Here is an 11321-nt window from a genome sequence, read left to right on the forward strand (position 1 = left end):
CCGGATGACCGCTTCCCGCCATGCTGATTGACGATGCCGAAAGCACGGGAACATGATATAATGAACGGGATCAGCACAGCGGTCCTGCGCAGCGGACCGCCGGAACGCCGGAAGGAGGCAGTGAATGGGCAAGGTAGTCGTGTGCGATCATCCGCTGATCCAGCACAAACTGACGATCATACGCGACAAGAACACGATCACGAAGGATTTCCGCGAACTGGTCAGCGAGGTCGCGACGCTGATGGCATACGAGATCACGCGCGACCTGCCGCTGTCGAAGGTGACGATCGAGACGCCGATCGCGAAGATGGAGGGGAGCGTGCTGTCCGGCCGGATGATCGGGCTCGTGCCGATTTTGCGCGCCGGGCTCGGCATGGTGGACGGCATCCTGAAGCTGATTCCCTCCGCGAAGGTCGGCCATATCGGGCTGCAGCGGGACGAGGAGACGCTGAAGCCGGTCGAATACTACATCAACCTGCCGACCGACGCACAGGAGAGACTGCTCATCGTCATCGACCCGATGCTGGCCACCGGCGGTTCGGCGGTCGCGGCGCTGTCCGCGCTGAAGGCGCGGGGCTGCCGGCACCTCAAGATGATGTGCCTGATCGCGGCGCCCGAGGGCGTGAAGGCGCTGCAGGAGGCGCATCCGGACATCGACCTGTACGTCGCCGCGATCGACGAGCGGCTGGACGAGCGCGGCTACATCGTGCCGGGGCTCGGCGACGCCGGCGACCGGCTGTTCGGCACGAAATGACGGGGGCCGCCGGATGAACGGGAGCGTGAGGGGCGACATGGCAAGATTGAAAGTGATGACGATCTTCGGCACGCGTCCGGAAGCGGTAAAAATGGCCCCGCTCGTGCTCGAGCTGCAGAAATACGAAGACGTGATCGAGACGGTCGTGTGCGTCACCGCGCAGCATCGCGAGATGCTGGACCAGGTGCTCGACTTTTTCGAGATCAGGCCGGACTACGACCTGAACGTGATGAAGGACCGGCAGACGTTGACCGAGATCGCGGTGAACGTGCTCGCCGGGCTCGATCCGGTGCTGAGGGAGGCGCGGCCCGATCTCGTGCTCGTGCACGGCGACACGTCGACGACGTTCCTCGCAAGTTATGCGGCGTTCGTCAACCAAATCAAGATCGGCCACGTCGAGGCGGGGCTGCGCACCTGGAACAAGCGGTCTCCCTTTCCGGAGGAGATGAACCGGCAGCTCGCCGGCGTGCTCGCGGACCTGCACTTCGCGCCGACGGAATGGTCGGCCGGCAATCTCCGGCGGGAAAACAAGCCCGAATCGTCGATTTACATAACGGGCAACACGGTGACGGACGTGTTCCAGTACACGGTCGATCCGTCCTTCAGCCACCCGATCCTCGACTGGGCGAAGGGGCGCCGGCTGATCCTGATGACGGCGCACCGGAGAGAGGCGCTCGGCGAGCCGCACCGCAACATTTTCCGCGCCGTGCGGCGGATCGCCGACGAGTTCGCCGACATCGCGGTCGTCTACGCGGTGCACATGAATCCGGCGGTACGCGAACCCGCGTACGAGATTCTCGGCGGCCACGAGCGGATCCGGCTCGTCGACCCGCTCGACGTGTTCGAGATCCACAATTTCTATCCGCACACGTACATGATCCTGACCGATTCCGGCGGCCTGCAGGAGGAGGCGCCGTCGTTCGGCGTGCCGGTGCTCGTCCTGCGCGACACGACCGAGCGGCCGGAGGGGATCGAGGCGGGCGTGCTCGAGCTCGTCGGGACGCAGGAGGAGCGGGTGTACGCGGCCGCGCGCCGGCTGCTCACCGATCCGGCGGCTTACGATCGGATGACCGGCCGGACGAATCCGTACGGCGACGGCCGCGCGTCCGAGCGGATCGTGCAGGCGATCCTGCACCACTTCGGCCTGCGGGACGAGCCGCCCGAGCCGTTCGCGCCCGGGGAGCCCGCGCGGGAGAACCGGCCGGAAACGGCGGAGTGAACCGCCCCGAGGCCGGTTCCGCCCGAGGCACAACCGGCTCCTGCCGGGCAACCGGCAGCCCATCCGGCCGGACCGCAGGTTGGGCAAATCTACAGTCGAACTGTATGCTGTAAAGTTTCCGGACGCCGGAAGCCGCGAAAAAACGCCCATTTCCGCCGTTTGTTCACGAAATATTCGATTATGCGCGAAAAGGTCCGAATTGACAAAGGATCTGACGCATGACTAAAATAGATGGGGATTGACAGGGGTACGCGGGCATGAACAAGTCGGACAAGGGTGACAATCCCTGGCGCGCAGCGGGACTGGTGGGCGCGATGGGAGTCAACGTGGCCGCATGCATCACGGCCGGGTATTGGCTCGGTGCGCGCCTTGGCGGCACGCCCGGATGGGTTGTCGCGGGCGTATTGATCGGGCTTCTGACGGGAATTCTTTCCTGCATTGCGATGGTGAAGCTCGTGCTGGGGGGTTCCGATGGATGACATCTTGAGGCGGGCCGTTCGGCTTTCGCTGTTTACGATGGCGGCCTTGCTGATGGCCTGGGCCCTGTTCCCGAATGGACGAGACGTAGCCGCAGGATTGTTGCTCGGGATTTGCGCGAGTCTTGTGAATGCGTTTTTATTGCGCGGCAGGGTGCAGATGATCGTCCGCGCCGCGCTGGAAGGCCGGAAGCGGAGGAGCCTCGGCCTCGCCGCCCGGCTGGCGGTCATTCTGCTTGCGGTCATGACGAGCTGGCGATATCCCGAACACTTTTCGCTACCCGCAACATTGGCGGCGTGTTTTTATGTCCAGTTTGCGGTATTTTTTTTGGCGGCGGTACACAATAGGGATGTCGGGAATGGAAAGGGGTGAGAATCGGCGTGCACGAATTTCCTGTCATAGAGGTTGGAGGATTCCACCTTGACCTGTCTGCCATCCTGGCCATCGTTGTGTCCGGCATCATCACGTTTGTGATCGCGAAGCTGGCGACACGAAACCTGTCGATCCGCAATCCTTCGAAGCTGCAGAATTTCATGGAATGGGTCGTGGAGTTCGTTCACAAGACGATTGCCAGCACGATGCCGCTGTCGAAGGTGAAGATGTTCGTCGGGCTCGGCATGACGCTCATCACCTACCTCTTCGTCTCCAACCTTCTCGGGCTCCCCTTCGGGATTGTGACGGAGCACCACGAGGAATTCCGGCTCTTCGGCTCGGTGGTGGTGTCGGAGGAAACGATTGAAAAGCATGGCGGCGAAGTGCACGTCGCCTGGTGGAAGTCGCCGACGGCCGACATCATGGTCAACTTTGGTCTCGCGATCATCGTCTTCTTCCTGATCCACATCCTCGGGCTGAAGATGAACCGCAAGCATTACCTGAAGCATTATGTCGAGCCGTACCCGGTGTTTCTGCCGCTCAATCTGATCGAGCAGATCGTCCGCCCGGTGACGCTGGCCGTTCGTCTGTACGCGAACATCTATGCGGGCGAACTGCTGATTGCGACCATCCTGATGCTCAATTTCGTGGGGATTCCGCTGCTTGCCGTATGGCAGGGCTTCAGCATATTCGTGGGTGCCGTCCAGGCGTTCCTGTTCACGATCCTGACGATGGTCTACATCTCACAGGCGATTGTGCATGAGGACCATTGACCGGAACGGTACCGCACACGGCCGCGCTGGTCGCCGGCCGGGTTTTGAATCCCGTTTCAAGAAATTTCATTTTTGCGAGGAGGAATTGGTACAATGGAATTTCTGGCAGCAGCAATTGCAGTCGGTCTCGGCGCGATCGGCGCAGGTTTCGGCAACGGTTTAATCGTGAGCAAGACCGTTGAAGGCATCTCCCGTCAGCCGGAAGCGCGCGGTGCGCTCCAGACGACGATGTTCATCGGCGTCGGTATCGTCGAAGTCGTGCCGCTGATCGGCGCCGTGCTCGGATTCCTGATGTTCTTCAACGCTTAAACTGCAAACCGTATAGTTTGAGCGGGGCGGGGACGGCGTATGCCTCCACGCCTTCTGTTTGTATGATGCTGCGGGCGGAACCGTCCGTGTCCGGGAAGGGAGTGTAACGGATGTCGTTCCATTGGGAATCGACCATCTTTTCCATCATCGCGTTCGGATTGCTGTACTGGCTGCTCAACAAATACGCGTTCGGACCGCTGTTCGGCATCATGGAGAAAAGACGCGAGATCGTGCTCGGCGAGCTGGAGGCGGCCGAAGCGAACCGGAAGGAATCCGAGCGGCTGCTTGCGGAACAGCGGCAGGCGCTTGAGGAAGCGCGCAGGGAAGCCCAGGAGATCATCGAAACCGCGCGCAGGACAAGCCAGAAGCAGGCGGAGGAGATCATCCAGGCCGCGCGTGAAGAAGCAAACCGCCTGAAGAACGAGGCGCTCCGGGAAATCCAGAACGAAAAGAACAACGCGATCGCCGCGCTGCGCCGGCAGGTCAGCGGTCTGTCCGTGCAGATCGCATCGAAAATTCTCGAGCGCCAGATCGACGAGAAAGCGCACGAGCAATTGGTTGAACAATATTTGAAAGAAGTAGGGAAGACGTCATGAGCGCGGATTCGGTCGCAGCGAAGCGCTACGCCAGGGCGCTCTACGAAGCCGCGGCGCAGCGGAACGCGGTCTGGGATATCGAGCTCCAGTTCAGGGAACTGGTCGAAGCGCTGGAAAAGGATGCGGAGATCAGGGCGTTTCTCGGCTCCCCGAAATTTGAAACCTCGCTCAAGCTTTCCGTCCTCCGGCATGCGCTGGAGGGTCGGATGGACGAACTGCTCGTGAACACGGTCGAACTCCTGTTCAAGCGCGGCAGATTGCCGGAACTTGCGGCCGTCTATCAGGCTTATTCGAGAATCGCCGAGGAAGGGTCCGGACAGGCCAGGGCGATCGTCTATACGGCCCGGCCGCTCCGCGACGCCGAACTGGCCGCCGTCGCGGAACAATTCGGCAAATTGACCGGCAAGCAGGTCCGCGCGGAACAGGTGGTCGATCCTTCGCTGATCGGCGGCGTCAAGGTGCGGATCGGCGACCGTCTGTACGACGGCAGTTTGTCGGGCAAGCTCGCGCGCCTCGAGAAAGAATTGATTTCCTAAGCCAATTCAGACAGGGGTGAGCCTTTTGAGCATCAGACCTGACGAGATCAGCACGCTGATCAGGCAGCAGATCGAGAATTTCAAATCCGAAATCGAGGTCGCCGACGTCGGTACGGTCATTCAGGTGGGCGACGGGATCGCGCGCGTACACGGCCTGGAGAACGCGATGGCCGGCGAGTTGCTGGAATTCGAGAACGGCGTAGTGGGCATGGCCCTGAACCTCGAAGAGAACAACGTCGGCGTTGTCATCCTCGGTCCCTACACGGGCATCCGCGAAGGCGACCAGGTGAAACGGACGCGCCGGATCATGGAAGTGCCGGTCGGCGAAGAACTGCTCGGCCGCGTCGTCAACCCGCTCGGCCAGCCGCTTGACGGCAAGGGGCCGATCGAGGCGAAACATTTCCGTCCGATCGAGTCGCCGGCTCCGGGCGTCATCGACCGGAAATCGGTTCATGAACCGCTGCAAACCGGCATCAAGGCGATCGACTCGATGATCCCGATCGGCCGCGGCCAGCGGGAGCTCATCATCGGCGACCGTCAAACGGGCAAAACGACGATCGCGATCGACACCATCATCAACCAGAAAAACACCGGCGTGAAGTGCATCTACGTCGCGATCGGCCAAAAGCAATCGACGGTGGCGAGCGTCGTGGAAACGCTTCGTCGCCACGGCGCCATGGATTATACGATCGTCGTCACCGCATCGGCATCCGAACCGGCGCCGCTTCTGTATATCGCGCCGTATGCCGGCTGCGCGATGGGCGAGTACTTCATGTACAAGGGCGAACACGTCCTCGTCATCTATGACGACCTGTCGAAGCAGGCGGCGGCCTATCGCGAGCTGTCGCTGCTGCTCCGCCGCCCGCCGGGCCGCGAAGCGTATCCGGGGGACGTCTTCTATCTGCACTCCCGTCTGCTGGAACGCGCGGCGAAACTGAGCGACGCCCGCGGAGGCGGGTCGCTGACGGCCCTGCCGTTCATCGAGACGCAGGCTTCGGACGTGTCGGCTTACATTCCGACGAACGTCATCTCGATCACGGACGGTCAGATCTTCCTCGAGTCCGACCTGTTCTATGCCGGACAGCGCCCGGCGATCAACGTCGGCATCTCGGTCTCGCGGGTCGGCGGCAATGCGCAGATCAAGGCGATGAAGAAAGTCGCCGGCACGCTGCGCCTCGACCTCGCTGCCTACCGTTCGCTGGCGGCGTTCGCGCAATTCGGTTCCGACCTCGACAAGGCCACGCAGGCGCAGCTGACCCGCGGCGCGCGCACGATGGAAATTCTGAAACAGGACGTGCACGAGCCGATGCCGGTTGAGAAGCAGGTCATCTCGATCTTCGCGGCCATCAAGGGTCATCTCGACGATCTGCCGGTCGAGGCGGTCAGGCGGTTCGAAAAGGAATTGCACGCGTTCCTCGACACGAACCATCCGGAGATCGCCCAGTCGATCCGCGATACCAAGGATCTGACGCCGGAAACCGAGAACGCGCTGAACGAAGCGATCCTCAAGTTCAAGAAGACCTTCGTCGTCTGACGGCGGATCGACGATTACGAATCTGGCCTTCTGCCGCGCCGCGACGGTCCCGGACCCGGAACAACCGGGCGAACTCCGGGACCGGCTGTCGGCGGCGGCCGGGGCGTGCAAAGACGGGTGAGTGACGATGGCCAAAGGCTTGCGCGAGCTCAAGGCGAAGATCAAGAGCACGCAGAGCACGATGCAGATCACGAAGGCAATGGAACTGGTGGCGGCTTCCCGTCTCCGGCGCGCGCAGGAGGCTGCAACCGCGGCCCGGCCGTATGCGGAGAAATTGCGGGAGGTCGTCGCAAGCATCGCGCTCGGCACCCGGGATGTCCAACATCCCATGCTGCAGAGACGACCGGTCAGGCGGACGGGGTACCTGGTCATCACCTCCGACCGGGGTCTGGCAGGCGGTTACAATTCGAACCTGCTGCGCAACGTGTTGAACACGATCAACAGCCGGCACGCTTCGCCGGATGAATACGTGCTGTTCGTCATCGGCCGGAAGGGCCGGGATTTCTTCCGCCGCCGCGGCATTCCGATCGCGAGGGAAGTGACGGGGCTGCCGGATTCGCCGGCGTTCTCCGATATCAGGACGATTGCGCAGGAAGCGGTCAAGGGCTACGAGGATGAACTGTATGATGAACTGTATCTCTGCTACAACATGTTCATCAGCACCCTGACCATGAGGCCGACGGAGCGGCTGCTCCTGCCGCTGTCCAAAGACGACGTGGCCGCCACGCCGACGACGGTCTATGAATATGAACCGTCCGCCGAAGTGGTATTGAACGCGCTGCTTCCGAGATACGCGGAGACGCTCATCTACAGCGCCCTGCTGGACGCGAAGGCGAGCGAGTTCAGCGCGCGGATGAACGCGATGGGCAATGCGACGCGGAACGCGCAGAAGATGATCCAGACGCTTACGCTGAACTACAACCGGGCGCGTCAGGCCGCCATCACGCAGGAGATCGCCGAAGTCGTCGGCGGCGCGAACGCGCTGAAGGGCTGATCATATCCGTGCCGGCCGGCGGCGCCCGGCCGCCGGCGCCGGCATATCGGGAGGGAACGCTATGAAGAAGGGACGCGTGGTGTCCGTCATGGGTCCGGTCGTCGACATCGAGTTCGAACGCGGACATCTGCCGGACATTTACAACGCGATCAAAATTGAAGCCAAGGGCGGGGGCGGCGGTCCGGACATCAACCTGACGCTCGAAGTTGCCCTGCACCTCGGCGACAACCTGGTCCGCACGGTCGCGATGGCCTCGACCGACGGCCTCGTGCGCGGCATGGAAGCCGTCGACCTCGGCGGCCCGATCACCGTGCCGGTCGGTCCGGCCACGCTGGGCCGCGTCTTCAACGTGCTCGGCGAACCGATCGACGAGGCGGGCGAGGTGAAGTCGGACATCAAGCTGCCGATTCACCGTCCGGCGCCGTCGTTCGAACAATTGACGACGAAACCGGAAATCCTCGAAACGGGGATCAAGGTCATCGACCTGCTCGCGCCGTATGCGAAGGGCGGCAAGATCGGCCTGTTCGGCGGCGCGGGCGTCGGCAAGACCGTCATGATCCAGGAACTGATCCACAACATCGCGCAGGAGCACGGCGGTATCTCCGTCTTCACGGGCGTCGGCGAACGGACCCGCGAAGGGAACGACCTGTACTATGAAATGAAGGAGTCCGGCGTCATCGGCAAGACGGCGATGGTGTTCGGCCAGATGAACGAACCGCCGGGCGCCCGTCTCCGCGTCGCGCTGACGGGCCTCACGATGGCCGAATACTTCCGTGATGAAGAGGGCCGCGACGTGCTGCTCTTCATCGACAACATCTTCCGCTTCACGCAGGCCGGTTCCGAGGTGTCCGCGCTGCTCGGCCGGATGCCGTCGGCGGTCGGTTACCAGCCGACGCTCGCGACGGAGATGGGTCAGCTGCAGGAGCGGATCACGTCGACGAAGAAGGGTTCGGTCACGTCGATCCAGGCGATCTACGTCCCGGCGGACGACTACACCGACCCGGCTCCGGCGACGACGTTCGCCCACCTCGACGCGACGACGAACCTCGAGCGCCGCATCGCCGAGATGGGCATCTATCCGGCCGTCGACCCGCTGGCTTCGACCTCGCGGATCCTGACGCCGGAAGTCGTCGGTCAGGAGCACTACGAAGTCGCCCAGGGCGTCAAGAAGATTCTGCAGCGTTACAAGGAACTGCAGGACATCATCGCGATCCTCGGCATGGACGAGCTGTCCGAGGAAGACAAGCTGATCGTCGCCCGCGCGCGCAAGATCCAGAACTTCCTGTCCCAGCCGTTCCACGTCGCGGAGGCGTTCACGGGGCAGAAGGGGGTCTACGTGCCGGTCAAGGAGACGGTCCGCAGCTTCAAGGAGATTCTGGAAGGCAAGCACGACGATCTTCCGGAGGCGGCTTTCCGTTACGTCGGCACGATCGAAGAGGCCGTGGAGAGAGCGAAGAAGCTCTGATGCTTCCGGCGGGAGGTTATCGCGATGAGCACCATGCTGCTTGAAATCGTCACGCCGGAACGCACCGTCTTCTCCGAGCAGGTCGACATGGTCGTCGTGCGCGGCGTGGAAGGCGAGCTCGGCATTCTGCCCAACCACATTCCGCTGGTCACGCCGCTCAAAATCGCGCCGGCGAAGATCAAGCAGGGCGGCCGCGAGAAATGGGTGGCGGTCAACGGCGGCTTCCTCGAAGTCCGCAAGGACAAGGTCGTCATCCTCGCCGAGAGCGCGGAGCTGCCGGAGGACATCGACGTCGAGCGGGCGCTCGCCGCGAAGGAGCGTGCGGAGCGTCGTCTCCGGGCCGAGCGGCAGGAAGAGATCGATTTCCGCCGCGCCCAGCTGGCGCTGATGCGCGCCCTCAACCGGCTGGAAGTCAAGAACCGTCAAGATTGACGCCCGCGGACGTGCCTGCCCGTCAGGCATGGAAACCTGTCGGCCAGCCTGCCGGCCTGGCCGGCAGGTTTTTTTCTTGTTGGCGGGCGCGCGGAAGGGAGGAGTTGGCGCGTCATGATCCGCCGTTTTCTGGGATATTACCGCCCGCACATCAGGCTGTTCTGGCTCGATTTCACCTGCGCCGTCGTCGCCGCGCTGCTGGAGCTCGCGTTCCCGATGGCCGTCAACTGGGTGATCGACGAGCTGCTCCCGACGAAGGACTGGAACGCGATCGCCGTCGCGTGCACCGTGCTCCTGTTCGTCTATCTGTTCGCGATGTTCATGCACTTCATCGTCGGCTACTGGGGCCACATGCTCGGCATCAACATCGAGACGGACATGCGGCAGCAGGCGTTCAATCATCTCCAGCGGCTGTCGTTCCGCTACTTTGACAACACGAAGACGGGCCACCTGATGTCGCGGATCACGAACGACCTGTTCGACATCGGCGAGATGGCGCATCACGGTCCCGAGGACCTGTTCATCGCGCTGATGACGTTCGCGGGCGCGTTCGGCATCATGTGGACGGTCGACTGGCAGCTCTCGCTGATCACGTTCTCGGCCGTGCCGGTCCTCGTCGCGCTGATCGCGTACTTCAACCTGAAGCTGAACCGGGCGGCTAAGCAGATGTTCGAGAACATCGCCGACGTGAACGCGCGGGTCGAGGACAGCGTGTCCGGCATCCGCGTCGTGAAGTCGTTCGGGAACGAGGACTTCGAGATCGAGCGGTTCCGGCGGAACAACGCGGGCCTGCGCAAGGCGAAGCTCAGGTCGTATCTCGCGATCTCCCTGAGCTCGTCGGGCATGTACATGCTGAACCGGCTGATCATGCTGATCGTGCTGGTCGCCGGCGCCTGGTTCGCCTACCGGGGCCGCATCACCTACGGGGAGCTCGTCGCGTTCCTGCTCTACGTGCAGGTGTTCCTGAAGCCGATCGACAAGATCAACGCGCTGATGGAAATGTACCCGAAGGGCATGGCCGGCTTCCGGCGGTTCTGCGCCCTGATCGACACGGAGCCGGAGGTGAAGGACGCGCCGGACGCGATCGAGGTGAAGTCGCTCAGGGGCGACATCGAGTTCCGGAACGTGACGTTCGGCTACGAACCGCACAAGAAGGTGCTGCGGAACGTGGACCTGCACATCCGGGCGGGCGAGACCGTCGCGCTCGTGGGGCCGAGCGGCGCCGGGAAATCGACGATCTGCAGCCTGATTCCGCGATTTTACGACGTGGACGAAGGGGAGATCCGGATCGACGGCATCCCGATCCGGAAGATGACCCAGCGGTCGCTCCGCTCGCAGATCGGCATCGTGCAGCAGGACGTCTTCCTGTTCAACGGGACGATCCGCGAGAACATCGCCTACGGCCGGCTCGGCGCGACGGAGGAAGAGATTCGGGAGGCGGCGCGCCGGGCGCATCTCGGGGAGCTGATCCGCGAATTGCCGGACGGCCTCGACACGGTGATCGGCGAGCGCGGGCTGAAGCTGTCCGGCGGCCAGCGGCAGCGGATCGCGATCGCGCGGATGTTTCTGAAGAATCCGCCAATACTGATCTTGGATGAAGCGACATCGGCGCTCGACACCGAGACGGAGCGGATCATCCAGCAGGCGCTGGAGGAGCTGGCGGTGAACCGCACGACGATCGTCATCGCCCACCGGCTGGCGACGATCCGCGGCGCGGACCGCATCTTCGTCGTGAGCGGCGACGGCATCGCGGAGACGGGGAGGCACGAGGAGCTGCTGGCGAAGGACGGCATCTACGCGCGCCTGTACCGGGCGCAGTTCGGCGAGGCGGTTCCGACGTGAGATCTCCGGACGCGTTCC

At 63.0% G+C, this 11321-nt stretch carries 13 protein-coding genes; all 13 read left to right on the forward strand.

Annotation, left to right across the window (positions count from 1 at the left end; translation table 11 throughout):
* The first annotated feature begins 124 nt into the window (after positions 1 to 124).
* Positions 125 to 754 (forward strand): uracil phosphoribosyltransferase, encoded by a 630-nt coding sequence (upp, locus tag A9Z00_RS10060; RefSeq protein WP_296976641.1) that lies wholly within the window; start codon positions 125 to 127, stop codon positions 752 to 754.
* A gap of 37 nt (positions 755 to 791) precedes the next feature.
* On the forward strand, positions 792 to 1973 hold the full coding sequence (gene wecB, locus A9Z00_RS10065) for a non-hydrolyzing UDP-N-acetylglucosamine 2-epimerase (RefSeq protein WP_296976644.1): 1182 nt from the start codon (positions 792 to 794) through the stop codon (positions 1971 to 1973).
* Between the two features lie 257 nt (positions 1974 to 2230).
* Complete coding sequence (locus tag A9Z00_RS10070; RefSeq protein WP_296976647.1) at positions 2231 to 2452, forward strand: AtpZ/AtpI family protein; 222 nt, start codon at positions 2231 to 2233, stop codon at positions 2450 to 2452.
* The gene (locus A9Z00_RS10075) at positions 2445 to 2822 is read left to right on the forward strand and encodes an ATP synthase subunit I (protein WP_296976649.1); all 378 of its coding nucleotides are present in this window, start codon (positions 2445 to 2447) and stop codon (positions 2820 to 2822) included. Before A9Z00_RS10070 ends, A9Z00_RS10075 begins: the two co-directional genes overlap by 8 nt.
* Before the next feature lie 8 nt (positions 2823 to 2830).
* Complete coding sequence (atpB, locus tag A9Z00_RS10080; protein ID WP_296976652.1) at positions 2831 to 3595, forward strand: F0F1 ATP synthase subunit A; 765 nt, start codon at positions 2831 to 2833, stop codon at positions 3593 to 3595.
* 93 nt (positions 3596 to 3688) lie between these two features.
* The gene (gene atpE, locus A9Z00_RS10085) at positions 3689 to 3904 is read left to right on the forward strand and encodes a F0F1 ATP synthase subunit C (protein WP_296976655.1); all 216 of its coding nucleotides are present in this window, start codon (positions 3689 to 3691) and stop codon (positions 3902 to 3904) included.
* 110 nt (positions 3905 to 4014) lie between these two features.
* On the forward strand, positions 4015 to 4500 hold the full coding sequence (gene atpF, locus A9Z00_RS10090; protein ID WP_296976657.1) for a F0F1 ATP synthase subunit B: 486 nt from the start codon (positions 4015 to 4017) through the stop codon (positions 4498 to 4500).
* The gene (locus A9Z00_RS10095) at positions 4497 to 5036 is read left to right on the forward strand and encodes a F0F1 ATP synthase subunit delta (RefSeq protein ID WP_296976659.1); all 540 of its coding nucleotides are present in this window, start codon (positions 4497 to 4499) and stop codon (positions 5034 to 5036) included. Before atpF ends, A9Z00_RS10095 begins: the two co-directional genes overlap by 4 nt.
* A gap of 25 nt (positions 5037 to 5061) precedes the next feature.
* Positions 5062 to 6570, forward strand: coding sequence for a F0F1 ATP synthase subunit alpha (atpA, locus tag A9Z00_RS10100; protein WP_296976662.1), 1509 nt, complete (start codon positions 5062 to 5064; stop codon positions 6568 to 6570).
* Positions 6571 to 6697: 127 nt separating this feature from the next.
* The gene (gene atpG, locus A9Z00_RS10105; RefSeq protein ID WP_296976666.1) at positions 6698 to 7564 is read left to right on the forward strand and encodes an ATP synthase F1 subunit gamma; all 867 of its coding nucleotides are present in this window, start codon (positions 6698 to 6700) and stop codon (positions 7562 to 7564) included.
* A gap of 61 nt (positions 7565 to 7625) precedes the next feature.
* Positions 7626 to 9029 (forward strand): F0F1 ATP synthase subunit beta, encoded by a 1404-nt coding sequence (atpD, locus tag A9Z00_RS10110; protein WP_296976668.1) that lies wholly within the window; start codon positions 7626 to 7628, stop codon positions 9027 to 9029.
* Positions 9030 to 9053: 24 nt separating this feature from the next.
* A complete protein-coding gene (locus A9Z00_RS10115; RefSeq protein WP_296976670.1) occupies positions 9054 to 9461 on the forward strand; it encodes a F0F1 ATP synthase subunit epsilon in 408 nt (135 codons plus the stop codon).
* A gap of 114 nt (positions 9462 to 9575) precedes the next feature.
* On the forward strand, positions 9576 to 11303 hold the full coding sequence (locus tag A9Z00_RS10120) for an ABC transporter ATP-binding protein (protein ID WP_296976672.1): 1728 nt from the start codon (positions 9576 to 9578) through the stop codon (positions 11301 to 11303).
* The last annotated feature ends 18 nt before the right edge of the window (positions 11304 to 11321 follow it).

This window comes from Thermobacillus sp. ZCTH02-B1, assembly GCF_002159085.1.
In the GTDB taxonomy this organism is placed as follows: Bacteria; Bacillota; Bacilli; order Paenibacillales; family Paenibacillaceae; genus Thermobacillus.

Coding starts and splice junctions, on each gene's coding strand:
- wecB (WP_296976644.1), top strand. CDS start 792: ATGGCAAGATTGAAAGTGATGACGATCTTCGGCACGCGTCCGGAAGCG.
- upp (WP_296976641.1), top strand. CDS start 125: ATGGGCAAGGTAGTCGTGTGCGATCATCCGCTGATCCAGCACAAACTG.
- A9Z00_RS10115 (WP_296976670.1), top strand. CDS start 9,054: ATGAGCACCATGCTGCTTGAAATCGTCACGCCGGAACGCACCGTCTTC.
- A9Z00_RS10095 (WP_296976659.1), top strand. CDS start 4,497: ATGAGCGCGGATTCGGTCGCAGCGAAGCGCTACGCCAGGGCGCTCTAC.
- atpD (WP_296976668.1), top strand. CDS start 7,626: ATGAAGAAGGGACGCGTGGTGTCCGTCATGGGTCCGGTCGTCGACATC.
- A9Z00_RS10120 (WP_296976672.1), top strand. CDS start 9,576: ATGATCCGCCGTTTTCTGGGATATTACCGCCCGCACATCAGGCTGTTC.
- A9Z00_RS10075 (WP_296976649.1), top strand. CDS start 2,445: ATGGATGACATCTTGAGGCGGGCCGTTCGGCTTTCGCTGTTTACGATG.
- atpG (WP_296976666.1), top strand. CDS start 6,698: ATGGCCAAAGGCTTGCGCGAGCTCAAGGCGAAGATCAAGAGCACGCAG.
- A9Z00_RS10070 (WP_296976647.1), top strand. CDS start 2,231: ATGAACAAGTCGGACAAGGGTGACAATCCCTGGCGCGCAGCGGGACTG.
- atpF (WP_296976657.1), top strand. CDS start 4,015: ATGTCGTTCCATTGGGAATCGACCATCTTTTCCATCATCGCGTTCGGA.
- atpE (WP_296976655.1), top strand. CDS start 3,689: ATGGAATTTCTGGCAGCAGCAATTGCAGTCGGTCTCGGCGCGATCGGC.